11 protein-coding genes and 1 pseudogene are annotated in these 15,843 nt (G+C 72.4%); 4 read left to right on the forward strand and 8 right to left on the reverse strand.

Features of this window, described 5'->3' with window-relative positions; all coding sequences use genetic code 11:
• Window positions 1-157: 157 nt before the first annotated feature.
• Entirely contained in the window at window positions 158-3,307 is a 3,150-nt protein-coding gene (gene ileS / locus ACFMQL_RS27895; protein ID WP_378787787.1) for an isoleucine--tRNA ligase, read from the reverse strand.
• 452 nt (window positions 3,308-3,759) lie between these two features.
• On the opposite strand from ileS, the gene ACFMQL_RS27900 reads away from it, so the two are divergent.
• Genes ACFMQL_RS27900 through ACFMQL_RS27910 form a run of 3 tightly spaced genes read left to right on the forward strand, consistent with a single transcriptional unit; the run spans window position 3,760 to window position 5,646 of the window.
• Complete coding sequence (locus tag ACFMQL_RS27900; protein ID WP_364057500.1) at window positions 3,760-4,161, forward strand: TraR/DksA C4-type zinc finger protein; 402 nt, start codon at window positions 3,760-3,762, stop codon at window positions 4,159-4,161.
• A gap of 35 nt (window positions 4,162-4,196) precedes the next feature.
• Complete coding sequence (gene lspA, locus ACFMQL_RS27905; RefSeq protein ID WP_378790214.1) at window positions 4,197-4,724, forward strand: signal peptidase II; 528 nt, start codon at window positions 4,197-4,199, stop codon at window positions 4,722-4,724.
• Window positions 4,717-5,646, forward strand: a complete 930-nt coding sequence (locus ACFMQL_RS27910; RefSeq protein WP_364054795.1) for an RluA family pseudouridine synthase — start codon at window positions 4,717-4,719, stop codon at window positions 5,644-5,646. Before lspA ends, ACFMQL_RS27910 begins: the two co-directional genes overlap by 8 nt.
• Before the next feature lie 432 nt (window positions 5,647-6,078).
• Here ACFMQL_RS27910 and ACFMQL_RS27915 read toward each other — a convergent pair whose 3' ends face one another.
• Genes ACFMQL_RS27915 through ACFMQL_RS27935 form a run of 5 tightly spaced genes read right to left on the reverse strand, consistent with a single transcriptional unit; the run spans window position 6,079 to window position 11,785 of the window.
• Window positions 6,079-6,390: an AzlD domain-containing protein gene (locus ACFMQL_RS27915; RefSeq protein ID WP_364054792.1), complete on the reverse strand. Its 312-nt coding sequence runs from the start codon at window positions 6,388-6,390 to the stop codon at window positions 6,079-6,081.
• Window positions 6,387-7,049, reverse strand: coding sequence for an AzlC family ABC transporter permease (locus ACFMQL_RS27920; protein WP_364054789.1), 663 nt, complete (start codon window positions 7,047-7,049; stop codon window positions 6,387-6,389). Before ACFMQL_RS27920 ends, ACFMQL_RS27915 begins: the two co-directional genes overlap by 4 nt.
• A gap of 11 nt (window positions 7,050-7,060) precedes the next feature.
• Window positions 7,061-7,915: an AraC family transcriptional regulator gene (locus ACFMQL_RS27925; RefSeq protein WP_364054786.1), complete on the reverse strand. Its 855-nt coding sequence runs from the start codon at window positions 7,913-7,915 to the stop codon at window positions 7,061-7,063.
• Window positions 7,912-9,840: a protein kinase gene (locus tag ACFMQL_RS27930; RefSeq protein ID WP_378787790.1), complete on the reverse strand. Its 1,929-nt coding sequence runs from the start codon at window positions 9,838-9,840 to the stop codon at window positions 7,912-7,914. Before ACFMQL_RS27930 ends, ACFMQL_RS27925 begins: the two co-directional genes overlap by 4 nt.
• 10 nt (window positions 9,841-9,850) lie before the next feature.
• Entirely contained in the window at window positions 9,851-11,785 is a 1,935-nt protein-coding gene (locus tag ACFMQL_RS27935) for a protein kinase (protein ID WP_364054780.1), read from the reverse strand.
• 288 nt (window positions 11,786-12,073) lie between these two features.
• Here ACFMQL_RS27935 and ACFMQL_RS27940 point away from each other — a divergent pair, with 288 nt between their 5' ends.
• Entirely contained in the window at window positions 12,074-13,078 is a 1,005-nt protein-coding gene (locus ACFMQL_RS27940) for a chorismate mutase (protein WP_378787792.1), read from the forward strand.
• Window positions 13,079-13,275: 197 nt separating this feature from the next.
• On the opposite strand, the pseudogene ACFMQL_RS27945 reads toward ACFMQL_RS27940, so the two are convergent.
• Window positions 13,276-14,202: pseudogene (locus ACFMQL_RS27945) on the reverse strand (SGNH/GDSL hydrolase family protein); the annotation flags it as partial.
• Between the two features lie 132 nt (window positions 14,203-14,334).
• The gene (locus ACFMQL_RS27950; RefSeq protein ID WP_364054771.1) at window positions 14,335-15,759 is read right to left on the reverse strand and encodes an amino acid permease; all 1,425 of its coding nucleotides are present in this window, start codon (window positions 15,757-15,759) and stop codon (window positions 14,335-14,337) included.
• Between the last annotated feature and the right edge of the window lie 84 nt (window positions 15,760-15,843).

Consider the following 15,843-nt stretch of genomic DNA (forward strand, 5'->3'; position numbering starts at 1 on the left):
GGGTGTCTCTGCCTGCGTGGCGGGCGGGGTGGGGGTGCCGTCTCCTGCGGGCGCCATCACACAGCCTGACGCCACGAAGCGGGCCCCGGGTGCTGGTACCCGGGGCCCGCTCGATGGGTCCTTACCGTCCGGGGTGCGTACGCCCCCGGACGAGCGGCTACTGAGCGCGGCGGAGCTGGAAGGTGAGGCCGAGGTCCTCGTCTGCGTGGGTGGGCAGGTCGGGGGCGGTGCCCTCGGTGAACGAGGTGGCGAGCACCTCCTCGGTCACCACCTGGCCCTGAGTGCGCAGCGCCGTGGCCAGGTCGGGCGAGGACGCGCTCCACCACAGGTCGATGCGGTCGGTGATGGACAGGCCGGTCGACTTGCGGGCGTCCTGGACCAGGCGGATGACCTCGCGGAGCAGGCCGGCGCGGCGCAGCTCGTCGGTCAGCTCCAGGTCGAGCGCCACGGTCTCGCCGGTGCCGGTGCCGATGGCGCCGGTCTCGACGGCCCAGCCGGAACGGGGCTGCTCGTTGACGATCACCTCGTCGGGGCCGAGCATGACCTCGCCCAGCTCCTCGGCCTCGACCATGACGGTGGAGCCGGAGCGCAGGGCGCGCGCCACGCGGGTGGCGTCGGCGGCGGCCAGCGCGGCGGCCACCAGCTTGGTACGCGGCCCGAACCGCTTGCCCAGCGCCCGGAAGTTGGGCTTGACCGTGTAGGACACCAGGTCGGCGCTGAAGCCCGACATGTCCTCGAGCGCCTGGACGTTGAGCTCCTCGGCGACCAGCCCGCGCAGCTCGTCGGGCAGGGACGGCCAGCCGTGCGCACCCACCAGGGCCCGCCGCAGCGGCTGGCGGGTCTTCACCCCGGAGGAGGCACGGGCCGAGCGGCCCAGCTCGACCAGGCGGCGGACGAGGGCCATCTGCTCTGACAGCTCGGTGTCGATGAGCTCCTCACGCGCCTGCGGCCAGGAGACCAGGTGCACCGAGGTCGGCGTGTCCTCGCCGCGCAGGACGTCCCACAGGTAGTCGGTGATGAACGGCGTGATCGGCGCCATCAGCTTGAGCACCGTCTCCAGGCACTCGTACAGCGTCGCGAACGCCTCTTCCGAACCCTGCCAGAAGCGGCGGCGCGAGCGGCGCACGTACCAGTTGGACAGGTCGTCGAGGAAGTCGGCCAGGCGGCGGCCGGCGCGCTGGGTGTCGTAGTCGTCGAGCGCCGCGGTGACCTCGGCCACGGTGCGGTGCAGCTCGGACAGCGCCCAGCGGTCGAGCAGCGGGCGCTCGGCCGGCGGGACGGCCTCGGCGAGCTGGGCAGGCGACCAGGACTCGGCGTTGGCGTACAGGGTGAAGAAGGAGGCGGTGTTCCAGAGCGTCAGCAGGACCTTGCGGACGATCTCCTCCAGCGTGGCGTGCCCCACGCGGCGGGCCGCCCACGGCGAGCCCGAGCAGGCCATGAACCAGCGCAGCGCGTCGGCTCCGTGCCGGTCCATCAGCGGGATCGGCTCGAGGACGTTGCCGAGGTGCTTGCTCATCTTGCGGCCGTCCTCGGCGAGGATCAGGCCCAGGCAGAGCACGTTCCGGTAGGAGGACTGGCCGAAGACCAGCGTGCCGACGGCCATCAGCGAGTAGAACCAGCCGCGCGTCTGGTCGGTGGCCTCGCAGATGAAGTCGGCGGGGTAGACGCCCTCGGGCTTGCCGCGCTCGCCCCACTGCGCGAACGGCATGGAGCCGGAGTCGTACCAGGCGTCGATGACGTCGGGCACGCGGCGGGCGAGAGCGCCGCAGGTCGGGCAGTCGAACGTGACGTCGTCGACGTACGGGCGGTGGGGGTCGAGGGCGGAGACGTCACGGCCGGCGAGCCTGCCCAGCTCCTCCAGCGACCCGACGCACGTCACGTGGGACTCGTCCTGCTCGCACACCCACAGCGGCAGCGGCGTGCCCCAGTAGCGGGAGCGCGACAGCGACCAGTCGACGTTGTTGCGCAGCCACTCGCCGAAGCGGCCCCACTTGATGGTGTCGGGGTACCAGTTGGTGCCGGAGTTCTCGGCCAGCATCTGGTCCTTGACGGCGGTGGTGCGGATGTACCAGGACGGCAGCGCGTAGTAGAGCAGCGGGGTGTGGCAGCGCCAGCAGTGGGGGTAGCTGTGCTCGAAGTGGCCGCCCTTGAACAGCAGGCCGCGCCGCCGCAGGTCCTCGGTCAGCTCCTCGTCGGCGTCCTTGAAGAAGCGGCCGCCCACCATGGGGACGTCCTCGAGGAAGCGGCCGTCGGGGCCGATCGGGTTGACGATCGGCATGTCGTACCGCTTGATGACGGCCATGTCGTCGGCGCCGAAGGCGGGCGCCTGGTGGACCAGGCCGGTGCCGTCCTCGACGGTGACGTAGTCGCCGAGCACGACGTAGTGGGCGTCGGGGATGTCGACCAGGTCGAACGGCCGGCGGTAGGTGGTGCGCTCGAGCTCGCGGCCGGTGTAGCGGGCGACCTCGGTGACGCCCTCGCCCAGCACGGACAGCAGCGGCTCGGCCACGACCAGCACCTCGCCGTCGGCGGTGCGGGCGGCGACGTACGTGACGTCGGGGTGCACGGCGACCGCGGTGTTGGAGACCAGCGTCCACGGCGTGGTCGTCCAGATCAGCAGCGAGGCGCCCAGCTCGGCCAGCGGGCCGGAGGTGACGGGCATGCGGACGTACACCGACGGGCTGGAGATGGTCTCGTAGCCGCCCGGCTGGCCCAGCTCGTGGTCCGACAGCCCGGTGCCGCAGCGCGGGCAGTAGGGCGTGATGCGGAAGTCGCGGAACAGCAGCCCCTTGTCGAAGATGACCTTCAGCGACCACCACACGGACTCGACGTAGGACGGATCCATCGTGCGGTAGGCCTGCGACAGGTCGATCCAGTAGCCCATGCGCTCGGTCATCTGCTCGAACGCGTCGACGTGCCGCAGCACCGACTCGCGGCACTTGGCGTTGAACTCGGCGATGCCGTAGGACTCGATGTCCTTCTTGCCGGACAGGCCCAGCTCGCGCTCCACGCTGACCTCCACGGGCAGGCCGTGGCAGTCCCAGCCGGCCTTACGCGGAACGCTGAACCCGCGCATCGACTTGTAGCGCGGGAACAGATCCTTGAACACGCGGGCCTCGACGTGATGCACGCCGGGCAGGCCGTTGGCGGTGGGCGGGCCCTCGTAGAACACCCACGAGGGGTTGCCGGCGTTCTGCTCGACGGAGCGCTCGAAGATCTTCCCGTCCCGCCAGCGGTCCAGGACCTCGCGCTCGAGCGCGGGCAGGTCGACCTGCGCGGGAAGAGAGCGGAACGTTGGGGAAGACATCTCGGGCGTGACCTCCACGCGTGAATCGGCCGATAGGGCTGTGGCGTGAAGGGACGAAGCCTCGCGGCCCCGCGGTACCACCCTTCTTGACCCCGCCCGAAGGCGAGGCCCTCTTCATTTGACTGCTGCCGGTTCTAATAAGCTCGCGCGAGCCGTTCTTCCGGCGGCTCCGGGGTGATATCCCTCACAGCGGGCCCCATCAACGCCTTGCAGACTCAAACCATAACGCAGAGTCGAGGTCAAGGCTTCCACGTTTCCCGCCTCAGGAGGTCACCCGCCTCCCAGCGGTACGTGAGTCGTAAAGGGCGCAAAGATGTGGGAATGGACGCCGCTGTGGAGGAGTTGAATGCGCGAGGCGGGATAGTACGGGCTAGGTAAACCGTCCGGCGGGTCGTTTGCCGTTCCGTTATCAGGATCCTAAGCTGCCCGCACCATTCACGGCCTTGATCAGCATGGAGGCAGCCATGGCGGCAGGCACGCAGACCGCTACACCGTCGATGTGGTCGGATGAGGAGCTGGCCGAGGTACGCGGCAGGCTCCAGAAGGAGATCGACGAGCTCGAGGCGGACATCCTCCGTCACGAGACGGAGATAGCCTCTGGGGACGTCACGCAGGGCGCGGGCGACGACCAGGCCGACGCCGGCGCGAAGACGTATGAGCGCGAACGCGAGATCGCCCTTACCCTGAATGCGCGCGATCTGGTCGCGCAGAACGAACGTGCGATCGCCAGGATCGACGCAGGGACCTATGGAGTGTGCGAATCGTGCCACAAGCCGATCGGCAAGGAACGCCTCCAGGCGTTCCCCAGGGCGACGCTGTGCGTGGCCTGCAAGCAGAAGGAGGAGCGCCGGTAGGCCGGCGGAGCACCGCCGGCAGGCCACGCGGGCGCCTGGTCGCCGTCCTCGTCGCGCTGGCGGCCGTGATCTACGCGGCCGACCTCGTCACCAAGACGGTGGTGTTGCGCACCCTCGAGGGTGAGGCGCCCCTGGTCGTGATCCCAGGCGTGCTCCAGTTCCGGGTCATCTTCAACTCCGGTGCCGCCTTCAGCATCGGCACCGGGATGACGTTCGTCTTCACCTTCATCGCGGCCGGCGTGGTCGTCGCCATCATCCGTACGGCGCGCAAGCTCGGCAGCCGTTCGTGGGCGGTCGCGCTCGGCCTGCTGCTGGGCGGCGCCGTCGGCAACCTCACCGACCGGCTGCTGCGCTACCCCTCCGGGTTCGGACGCTCCACGCAGCTTCAGGGCCACGTCGTGGACTTCATCGAAGTGCTGCCGGGCAACTTCCCGGTCATCGACTACTTCCCCGTCTTCAACATCGCCGACTCGGCCATCGTCTGCGGCGGCATCCTGGCCGTGATCCTGGCCTGGCGCAACGTGCAGATCGACGGCTCGAAGGAGGTGGCCGAGGATGGCTGAACGGCGCAGCCTGCCCGTGCCCGACGGGCTGGAGGGCGAGCGGCTGGACGCCGCGCTCTCGCGACTTTTCGGGTTCTCCCGCACCCGCGCGGCCGAGCTGATCGGCGCCGGCGAGGTGCTCGTCGACGGCCGCGTGCCGAGCAAGTCTGACCGCGTGCACGCCGGCGCGTGGCTCGACGTCACGATGCCCCCGCCCGTCACCGCGCCCATGCCGGTGGCCGAGCCGGTGCCCGGCATGACGATCGTGTACGAGGACGACGACATCATCGTGATCAACAAGCCCGTCGGCGTGGCCGCGCACCCCACGGTCGGCTGGACGGGCCCCACCGTGATCGGCGGGCTCCTGGGAGCCGGTCACACCATCGCCACCAGCGGCGCCGCCGAGCGCCAGGGCATCGTGCACCGCCTGGACGCCAACACCACGGGCGCGATGGTGGTGGCCAAGAGCGAGCACGCCTACTCGTTCCTCAAGCGGGCCTTCAAAGAACGCACGGTCGACAAGCGCTACCACGCGCTCGTGCAGGGGCATCCCGACCCGTTCAGGGGCACCGTCGACGCGCCCATCGACCGGCATCCGTCGGGCGACGGCCGCTGGGCCGTCGTCGCCGGTGGCAAGCCGTCGGTGACCCACTACGACACGGTCGAGGCGTTCCGCGCCGCCTCCCTGCTCGACATCAAGCTGGAGACGGGGCGTACGCACCAGATCCGCGTCCACATGTCGGCGCTGCGCCACCCGTGCGTCGGCGACATGCTCTACGGCGCCGACCCCACGCTGGCCGCCCGCCTGGGCGTCACCCGGCAGTGGCTGCACGCGGTCTCGCTCGGGTTCGAGCATCCGACGACCGGCGAGTGGATGTCGTTCAGCACGGACTATCCGCAGGACCTGCAGAAGGCGCTCGACCTGGTACGCGCGGAGTCCTGAGCCGCGCGCCCGCCGGTCCTGCCGCCTTCACGCCCCGGATCGGCCGCCGTCCGAGCCGGATCGGCCGCCGTCCGAGCCGGATCGGCCGCCGTCCGAGCCCTCGATCCGGCCGGGCGCCTCTGAGGGGGACTCGCCGCTTTCCTCCGTCCCGTCCGGTGTCTGTGCCGTCCGCCCGCTCTGAGCGGCTGTCCGTGCGTTCTGAGCGCGTTCCGGACGTGCTGGGGCGCGGTTCGGGGTCCTGTGTGCGCACCCTCCGTGGCCCTGGGCTGGACGCGGGCGGGCGGCGGCGTGCCGCGCGGCGTGACCGGACCGGACCGGCCGCCGCCGCGCGTGACGTGCGCGCCGCGAAGACCTCGCGTCCGGCGTCCGTCAGGTCAGGAGGCGGGGCACCTCCTTGATCGCTTCACCGCGCACTCGGACATGCACCGCCGGCTACCCCAGAAGGAACCGGACGAGCGCCGTCATCGCCGCCGCGGCCGCCAAGACGACCAGGAAAGGCGCGCGGAGCAGGAGGGCCACGATGCCCGCGCCGAGCCCCGCCGTACGGGCGGCGTCGAAGCCCAGCCCGCCCTCCTGCGTGAACATCTGCACCGCGATCAGCGCCGCCAGCAGCGCCACCGGCACCAGCTCCGCGAACCTGCGCACCTTCGGATGGTCGAGCACCGCGCGCGGCGCGGCCAGGCCCGCCAGCTTCAGCGCGTAACAACCCGCGCACACCAGCGCGATCGCCCACCACAACGTCATCGCACCATCACCACCAGCACCGCCACCGCCGACAGCAGCACCGGCACCCCGGGCGGGAAGAACGGCGTCGTGCACAGCGCGATCGCCGCCGCGCTCGCGGCCAGCGCGCGCAGCTCGCCGCTGTCCTTCAGCCGGGGCCACAGGATCGCGAGGAACGCCACCGGGCCCACGACGTCCAGGCCGAGGACGCCGGGGTCGCCGAGGGACGAGGTGCCGTACGCGCCCGCCAGCGTGGTCAGGTTCCAGGTGATGTAGAGGGTGGCGAACGTGGTGACGAAGCCCGTACGCGCCGAGCGGGGGTCGGGCTGGGCCATCGCCACGGCCGTGGTCTCGTCGATGACGCCGTGGGCGGCCAGCAGTTTGCGCGGGCCGCGTACCTGGAGGAGGTCGGCCAGGCGCAGGCCGTACAGGGTGTTGCGGCCGCCGAGCAGCAGCGCGCCGAGGCCGGCCGCCAGCAGGTCGCCGCCCGCGCCCACCGCGCCCGTCAGCGCGAACTGCGAGGCGCCCGTGAACGCCAGCAGGCTCAGCACGCACGCCTGCGGCACGGACAGGCCCGCCGTGATCGCGGCGGCGCCGAAGGCGAGCCCGGACAGCCCCACGGCCAGGCCCACGCCGAGACCGTCCCGCACGGCCGCGGAACGGTGAGTTGTCGGTTCCATGCCTACCGAGGCTATGTGCCGCCTGAATGTCGGGTCTTGTACGATCCTGCGGCCCTTTGGTACACGGCGGGCGGTACGCCCATGACCCGCTTGAAATGCCGGTTGAGGTGGGCCTGGTCGGTGAAGCCTGCCTCGGCGGCCACCTGCGCCGGGCGCATCCCGCTCAGCAGCAGCTCGCGCGCCCGGCGTACCCGCAGCGAGATCAGGTAGGCGTGCGGCGGCATTCCCGTCGCCGCCTTGAACGCCCGCAGCAGCGGGAACGGCCGCGCCCCCACCGCCTCCGCCAGGTCGTCGAGGGTCGGCGGGTCCACCAGGCTCTCGTGCAGCAGCTCCAGCGCCGCGCGCACGGCCCGGCCGCTCTCCGCCGTCCCGGTGGCGGGCGGCTTGGGCGCGGCGTGCCGCATCAGCAGCCGGGCGAACAGCGTACGGCTCAGCGTCGAGGTCGCCAGCGCGTCGCCCCGCTCGGCCGCCTGGTGCGCGCGCCGCAGCAGCGCCGCCACCTCGTCGTCGCGCACCACCTGCTGCGGGAAGTACGGCGTCCCGCCGGGCCCGCCCAGCTCGCGGGCGATCGCCGAGACCGTCTCGATCGACGGATAGAGCATCCGGTACGCCCACCCGCCCGGCACCCCGGCCTGCCCGGTGTGCACCGTTTCCGGGTTGACCAGCACGATCTCGCCCGCCCCCGCCCGGTGCAGCGTGCCCCGGTAGTCGAACTCCTCGACCCCGGAGACGATCAGCCCGATGGCGTAGCCGTCGTGCACGTGCCGGGAGAAGCGGTGGGTGACGTAGCGGGCCTTCAGCAGGTCGGTCTCCGGCACCGCCGGATGCCGCCAGAACGTCGCCCGCTCCTCGGTGATCTTGCTCATAGCGGTCTGAACGTCCTGAGGAAGTCGTCGAAGTAGTGGCGGTCCCGCTCCCAGCGGTCCTGCGTGGTCTCCCACATGACGGCGAACGGGCGGCCCTCGGCGGTGCGCAGGCCGCGGTCGATGACGTGGATCGTCACGCCCTGATCAACGCGGGTGAACTCCCAGTCGGCGGCCGGGCGGCCCTGGAACTCGGTGGGGGTGATGGCGATCCGCCGGTACTGCTCGAAGTCGCCCTTCCTGCGGATCTCCGCCTCCAGGAGGACCCAGTGGCGTTCGGGGTCCTTCCAGGGGACGTCGGGGATCGTCCACTCCACGAGCAGCCTGCCGGGGGTGCCGGGGCGGGTGAACTCGACGCTGTCGCGGCCCGCCGTCTTCGTCGCCCGCCAGCGCGGAGGGACGGCGATCTGGAAGCGCCCCGCGGTGTTCCGGTACGCCCGCCAGCCGTCCGGGATCTCGGGCTCGTCGACGGGCTCCTCGGTGGGCTTTACGGCCGGCTCCTCCGTGGCCTCCCTGGTGGGCACGCCGGTCGTGGGGGCGGTCGTGACGTTCTCCTGCGAGGGCTCCTGCGAGGGCTGCTCCGAGGGCTGCTCCGTGGGCGCGGGCGTGGGGGAGGGCCGGGGAGCGGCGGCCGTACCCGCGAGGCGGTCGTACAGCAGCACGCCACCGCCGCCCAGCGCCGCCACGGCGAGCACCGCCGCCGGCAGGGCGATCAACACCGCCTTGCGCCGCCCGCCGCCTCGCCCGTCGAGCGTCGCATCGGGGCGGCCACCGGTCGGGATGCCGTCGTGCGCGCTGCGCGGCGTCTGGTGCCACGAGGCATCGGGCGGCGGGGTGCCGCCGTCAGCGGGGACGGCAGGCGGCGTGTCGGGTCGTGAAGCGCCGGGAGGCGGTGTGGCACGCCAGGAGCCGTCGGCAGGCGGCGTGTCGGGCCGTGAAGCGCCGGGAGGCGGCGTGGCAGGCCAGGTGCCATCCGGAGGCGGCGTGTCGCGCTGAGAAGCGTCCGGAGGCGGGGTGCCGCGCCAGGAGCCCTCCTGAGGTGATGTGGCGCGCCATGAGCCCTCCGGGGAGGGGGAGCCCGCGGGGGCCTGCCAGGGGGCGTCCGCGGTGGCGGCAGGGCGCGGCGGAGCGGTGGCGGCGACGTCGTACAGGAGCCTCGCGGCCTCGGCGGCGGGCAGGCGCGCCTCGGGCTCGCGCCGCAGCAGCCCCATCACGATCGGCCCGAGCGCCCCGGCCCGCGCGGGCGGCTCGGGGTCGTCGCGCAGCACCGCCGCCACGGTCGCCGCCCACGAGTCGCGCTTGAACGGCGGCCGCCCCTCCACGGCGGCGTACAGCGTCGCGCCGAGCGACCACAGGTCGGACTCCGGCCGCGCGGGCTCGCCGTTGAGCCGCTCGGGCGGCATGTACGCGGGCGTCCCCACCAGCCCGCCCGTCGCCGTCAGCCCGCCCTCGGTCTCCAGCGCCGCGATGCCGAAGTCGGTGAGCACGACCCGGCCGTCATCGGCGAGCAGCACGTTCTCGGGCTTGACGTCGCGGTGCAGCACCCCGGTGGCATGGGCGGCCCGCAGCGCGTCGAGCACCCGGCCGCCGATCACCGCGGCCTGCTCGGGACGCAGCGGCCCGTCCTCGGAGATCACCCGGGCCAGGGAACGGGAGCGTACGAGCTGCATGACGATCCACGGACGGCCGTCCTCCTCGACGACGTCGTGGATGACGATCACCGACGGATGGTCGAGCCGCCCCGCCGCCCTGGCCTCGCGGATGGTACGGCGGTTGAGCTCGGCCCGCTTGGCGTCGCCGACCCCGGTGTAGCGGACCTCCTTGATCGCCACCGTACGGTCGAGCAGCTCGTCGTAGGCCCGCCAGACCACCCCCATGCCGCCCTCCCCGATCGGCTCGAGGAGGCGGTACCGATTGCTGACGTGCACGTCGCGCAGCCTACTTCTTGGGCTTGAACGTCGCGCAGAACCCTTCGAAGAAGTGGTAATCGTCCTTCCAGTGGCTGTTCAGCGTGTGCCAGTAGATCGCGTACGCCTTGCCGTCCTCGGCGATGAACCCCCGGTAGCGGATGCGGGACTTGCCGGTCTGGGTGGGCCAGATGAAGTCCCAGTCGGCCGCGGCCTCGCGGTAGGACACCTTCTTGATGCCGAGCTTGCGATAGCCGCCGTACTGGTGCTTCAGCCGCGGCTCCAGCTTCTTCCAGCCCTTGAGCGGGTCCTTGCCCAGCTTGGACGCCCGTTCGATGCGGACGTGCGCGTTGGGCGCTCCGCCCGGCCCCTTGAACTCGACGCCGTTGCCGGTGCGCTGCCACTCGTCCCAGCCCTTGGGCAGCCCGATCGAGAAACCGAGCTTCTTGTCCGTGTGCATCTTCCAGCCGGACGGCAGCGCGGCCCTCGTCTCCTTGGGCTTCGGCTCGGGGCTCGGCGACTGCGGCGCGGCCGGCGACGTCTCGCCCGCCGGGGAGGCCGAGGGGGACGCGGGCGGCGACGCGGGAGACGTCTGCGGCGCGGACGCGCTCGGCGCGGCCGGGACCGTGCTGACCGCCGCCTGGTTGCCGCCGGCGTCGTCAGGGGCCGAGCTCAGGCCCAGGTAGCCGCCGACGCCCGCGACCAGTAACACGGCCGCGGCCGCCGCCAGGATCGGCAGCACGCGCCGCTGCTCGCCCTTGGCGGTCGCGTCCATCGTGGACTCTCCGATGGGCGGCGCCGGGGCCTGCACGGGCGGCTGTGCGGACTGCTGCGGCGCCGCCGTCGGCGCCTGCGACAGCCGTACCCCGGTCTCCGGCACGCCTCCGGCGGACGAGGGCGCGGCCTGCGAGCGTGCGGGCGCGAGGCCGGGGTCGGTGGGAAGGTCGTCCTCCACCGGCGCGTACGGCCGCCGCGCCTTGGCCGGACCCGGCCGCTTCGGCCTGGCCGGCTGCGGCCCGGACCCCGGGGCAGGCGGCTGCACCGGCTTGCGGGCCGGCTTCTGCGCGGGCTCTGGCACCCGCAGCTCCTGCGCGGGGAACCGGGCGGCGGGGAACTGCGCCGTGGGCGCCGGGCTCGGCTGCGACAGGACCGCGATGGCGTCGCGCAGCATGCGCTGCGTCTCCTCGTACGTCAGCCGCTGCACCGGCTCCTTGGCCAGGAGCCCCATGATCACGTCGTGGAGCGGTCCCAGGTTCGGCGCGGGGTCGGGCTCGTCCGTGAGCACGGCGTGCATGGTCGCCAGCGCCATGCCGCGCTCGTGCGGCGAGCGTCCCTCGACCGCCGTGTAGAGGGTGGCGCCCAGCGACCACAGGTCCGACTCGCGGCGCGCGGGCAGGCCCTTGAGCCGCTCGGGAGCGATGAACGCCGGCGTCCCCGCGAGGCCCGTCACCGTCAGCTGCGTCTCGGTCTCCAGCGTCGCGATGCCGAAGTCGGTGAGCACGACCCGGCCGTCGTCGGCGAGCAGGACGTTCTCGGGCTTGACGTCGCGGTGCAGCACGCCCGCCTCGTGGGCGCGGTGCAGCGCGTCGAGCACCGCCAGGCCGATCTCCGCCACCCGCTTGGGCGGCAGCGGCCCGTCCTGTTTGATCACGGCACCGAGCGAGCGCGACTGGACGAGCTGCATGACGATCCAGGGCCGGTCGTCCTCCTCGATCACGTCGTGCACGACGATCACGTTGGGATGCTCGAACCTAGCCGCCGCCCTCGCCTCGCGCATAGTGCGCCGGTTCAGCAGCTGCACCTCCTCGCCGAGGGCGGCGGCGTACCTGACCTCCTTGACCGCCACCGTGCGGTCCAAGAGCTCGTCGTAGGCACGCCAGACGATGCCCATCCCGCCCCTGCCGATGGGTTCCTGCAGCTGGTAGCGGCCGGCGATGCGGCGTCCCTCCTGCTTACGATCCGACATCAACGGCCTCAAACCCTCCTCTAGGCCAAGAAATACTCCCATAGGCAGGGATCAACGGCGACTCGCTCGAAGGCCACTCCGGCATGCGAGAAGTGCCGACCAGCAGGTGGAGGCCGGGTGTAGAGTTCAAACATGACCTTGCGTCGCTACGCGTTTACCGAGCCGGCTCCAGGAGAGCCGGTCGTACGCTAGCGACCACCTGGAGTCGGCACGAGGCAGAGACCACCGTCTCTGCCTTTTTCGTTTCCCCGCCGGCTCCAGGGGGCCGGCCTTTGACGAGGAGTCGGTATGTCATCGACCTTGGAACGTCAGCAGGAATGCCGGTCGCGGATCACGCTCGGCGGCGTGCCGCTCGGCGACGGCCCCGCCGTGGTCATCGACACCCGGATCAGCCTCCGCGATCGCCCCGCCGAGCCCCCGAGAGCCCCCGCAGCGCCGCCGTGGGCGCCACCTGAGAGGCGTTCTGAGGTCCCGTCCGGGAGGACGCCTGGAAGGCCGTCTACGGCGCTGTCCGCAGTGCCGTCCGGGGCGGGGTCAGCACGGCCCGCGGACGACGTCGCAGGGGCGCGGCCCGGGGCGCCGGGGCGTGGTGTGACGCTCGTCGAACCGGCCGGCGCGGCGGACCTTCCGGCGATCGCCGCGCACGCGCATGCGGTCATCGTGGGGGCGTCGTGGACCCGTGACATCCCCCTCGTACGCGCGGCGGCCGGGCTCGGGCTGCCGGTCGTCGTGGAACGGCGTCCCGGAGCGTCGCTGGAGGAGTGGCTGGGGCTGGCCGACTACTGCGCAGCCGAGGGCGACGGGCGGGTGATCCTGTGCGAGGGCGGGCGGCCCGATCTGAGCCTCGTACGCGCGGCTCGGGCCGCCTCGGGACGTCCCGTGCTCGTGGACGTCACCAGCGACCCCGGCCTGTCCGCCGCTGCCGTCGCCGCCGGTGCCGACGGGCTGATCGCCGGCCAGGACGGCCGGGCACTCGCCGAGGAGGCCGTCACCGTCGTCGGCGGCCTGCTGCGCCCCGAGTCGCCCGCCACGCTGCCCGAGTGCCGCGCGGCGATCGACCGGGTGGACGCCGCGCTGGCCACGCTCCTCGAACGCCGGGTGGAGCTGGCGGGCATCGTCCAGCGCATCAAGCCGGTCGGGGGCTTCGCCGGACGCGACATGGACCGCGAACGCGCCCTGGTCGCCCGGATGGCCCTGCGCGCCCCGTCTCTCGGCGAGTCCGGCCTGGCCCCGATCATGAACGCGGTCATCGAGGCCGGCCTGCGCCTGTCGGAGCAGCGCGCACCCCGCTGACCGGGCGACACGCGCGCCTTGCGGTGCCGGGACCGCGCCTCGGCGGACGACCCTGAGGACGGCCCGGCCCGCACGCAAGGCGCGTCATCCGGGCCGTACGCGACGGGCCCTGGGTCAGCCGGGGGTGGCCGGCTGAGGCGGAGGTTGTTGAGCGGGCGGCCGGGGCCGTCGGCGATCTGCTTGATGATCAGCTCGGCGAAGCGCCGGTAGCCCTCGCCCGTCGGGTGGTAGCTGCGGGCGTTGACGCGCAGCTCCTTCACGTCCACCGCCAGCCCGTTCAGGTACGGCGCGGGCTGCCCCACCTCGTGCCCGCTGAACGCCTCGTAAGCGTCGATGTACTCGGCGCTTCCAGGCGCGCCGAAGGCCGCGATGGCGCGGTCGAAGTCCCTGACCACCGACCCCACGGTGTCGTTGAGCCGCCGCGTGACGTCGTTGAGCCAGCGCTGGTCGGCCACGCTCAGGTTGTCGACGGTGGCCACCGGGTCCTCGGGGAACGGCCGCGGGTAGCCGAGCACGATCACGCGCGCCTCAGGCGCGCGCACCCGCAGCTCCCTGAGCACCTGGAGCACGCTCGTACGCAGCTCCTCGATGCGCCGGCTGACCGCGGTCTCCTGATCGACGCACGCCGACGACCAGGGGAGCTTGGCGATGCACCCGGTGAGCACCTTGCTGAAGCCGGCGTCGTTGCCGCCGATGCTGAGCGTGATCAGGCTGGTGCCCGCGCCGACCCGGGAGATCTGCGGCGGCTGGCCGTGCTGCCCGGTCAGCAGCTGGCGGGTGGTGGCGCCGCTGCAGGCGTAGAAGGCGGTGCCGCCGCCGAACCGGTACGCCTTGGCGACGAGCGGCACGTACGAGCCGGTGGCCCGGTGGCAGCGGTCGGCGCCCTCGTTGATCGGCTGCTCGTCGAGCTCGTAGACGCCCTCGCCGGAGGAGTAGGAGTCGCCGAGCGCCACGTAGGTGCCGCTCTGCGCGGCCTGCAGGGCGGTCAGCCGGGTCACCCGCGGCAGGTCGCCGGCGGGCGAGCCGGGCGGGCAGCCCGCGTCGAGCAGCGCGCAGGCCAGCTTCGGATAGACCCCCAGAGGCAGGCAGGCCAGCGCCAGCACCACGCCGGTCGCGACCGCCACCCCGACCTTGATGAGCGACCACCTGGTGTCCCGTCCAGCCCCGTCCAGCGCGACCTCCCCGAGCGGCGACTCCTCATGGCTGCGCTGACGAGACTACCGAGCCGATCTCCGGGGCGGGTATGTCCGGACGGGTCAGGGCCGGGCGACCGGATCGGCCGGATCGGCCGGGTCCGTGGGGTCCGTGGGGCCGGTCGGGTCGGCCGGGCCCGGCGGCTCCGGCGTGTGGCGGCGCCGCTTGACCACGTGCCAGCCCAGCGCGATGCCGAGCGCGAGCACCGGGATGAGGAAGAACGCGACGAGCTGGTCCTCGTCGGCGAACGGCATCAGCAGCACCACCAGCGCGAGGAAGCCCAGCGTCAGCCAGTTGGTGTAGGGGGAGCCGGGCATCGGGAACGTGGAGCGGTGGCCGCTGCGGCGCAGGCGGGTCTGGCAGAACACCAGCACGCCCCACGTGGTGATCACGCCGAGCGAGGCGCAGGCGGTGGCGATGTTGAAGGCCCGCTCGGGCAGGAAGTAGAACAACGCCACCCCGCCGAGCAGCATCGACGCGGTGAACAGGATGCCGCCCATCGGCACGTGGCGTGAGCTGAGCGTGGCGGCGAAGGAGGGGGCCTCCCGCTTCAGCGCCATCGAACGCAGGATGCGGCCGGTGGCGTACAGGCCGGAGTTGCACGACGACGCGGCGGCGGTGATCACCACGAGGTTCATCGCGTCGGCCGCCCAGGGCACGCCGAGCCCGGCGAAGACGGTCACGAAGGGCGAGGTGCCGGCGCGGTAGGCGGTCCACGGCAGCACCATGGCGAGCAGCAGCACCGAGCCGACGTAGAAGATCGCGATGCGCCACACGACGCCGTTGATCGCGCGGGGCATGACCTCGTGCGGCCTGGCCGTCTCACCGGCGGCGATGCCGACCAGCTCGATCGAGGCGTACGCGAAGACGACCGACTGCAGGCTCATCAGCACCAGCGGGAACCCGGTCGGGAAGAACCCGCCGTGCGCCACCAGGTTGTGCGGCCCGGCGTCGCCCACCGCGAACACCACCAGCACCAGCCCCACGATCAGGAAGGTCGAGATGGCCAGCACCTTCAGCAGCGCGAACCAGAACTCCAGCTCGCCGAAGAGCCGCACGGACAGCAGGTTGACGGTCATGACGATGCCGAGCGCGATCAGCGCCGTCATCCACTGCGGGAAGGCGGGCGCCCAATAGTGGATGTACGCGGCGATCGCCGTCAGCTCGGCGATGCCGGTGAACGCCCAGTTGATCCAGTACATCCAGCCGCTGGCGAAGGCCGCCCACGGTCCGATGAACTCACCCGCGTACTCGACGAACGAGCCCGCCACCGGCCGGTAGAGCACCAGCTCGCCGAGCGCCCGCATGACGAAGAACGCGGCCAGTCCCGCGATGGCGTAGGAGAGCACGAGGGCGGGCCCCGTGGCGGCCAGGCGGCCTCCCGCGCCCAGGAACAGGCCCACGCCGATCGCCCCGCCGATGGCGATCATCTGGACCTGCCGGTTGCCCAGCGCCTTGCGGTATCCCTCGTCCGTCTCCGTGCGCACCGAGTCACTCCTTGGCTACGAAACGTGACATCGAGGATATCGGTGCCGTGTGCGAAGCCCGCCGCCGCCTCGCCGGTCCGCTGT

It is taken from the genome of Nonomuraea fastidiosa, assembly GCF_042751225.1.
GTDB lineage: Bacteria > Actinomycetota > Actinomycetes > Streptosporangiales > Streptosporangiaceae > Nonomuraea > Nonomuraea fastidiosa.

Bases quoted from the DNA above. Each gene is read 5' to 3' on its own strand.
- ileS (WP_378787787.1), bottom strand. From the start codon at position 3,307: ATGTCTTCCCCAACGTTCCGCTCTCTTCCCGCGCAGGTCGACCTGCCC.
- ACFMQL_RS27900 (WP_364057500.1), top strand. From the start codon at position 3,760: ATGGAGGCAGCCATGGCGGCAGGCACGCAGACCGCTACACCGTCGATG.
- ACFMQL_RS27910 (WP_364054795.1), top strand. From the start codon at position 4,717: ATGGCTGAACGGCGCAGCCTGCCCGTGCCCGACGGGCTGGAGGGCGAG.
- ACFMQL_RS27915 (WP_364054792.1), bottom strand. From the start codon at position 6,390: ATGACGTTGTGGTGGGCGATCGCGCTGGTGTGCGCGGGTTGTTACGCG.
- ACFMQL_RS27920 (WP_364054789.1), bottom strand. From the start codon at position 7,049: ATGGAACCGACAACTCACCGTTCCGCGGCCGTGCGGGACGGTCTCGGC.
- ACFMQL_RS27925 (WP_364054786.1), bottom strand. From the start codon at position 7,915: ATGAGCAAGATCACCGAGGAGCGGGCGACGTTCTGGCGGCATCCGGCG.
- ACFMQL_RS27935 (WP_364054780.1), bottom strand. From the start codon at position 11,785: ATGTCGGATCGTAAGCAGGAGGGACGCCGCATCGCCGGCCGCTACCAG.
- ACFMQL_RS27940 (WP_378787792.1), top strand. From the start codon at position 12,074: ATGTCATCGACCTTGGAACGTCAGCAGGAATGCCGGTCGCGGATCACG.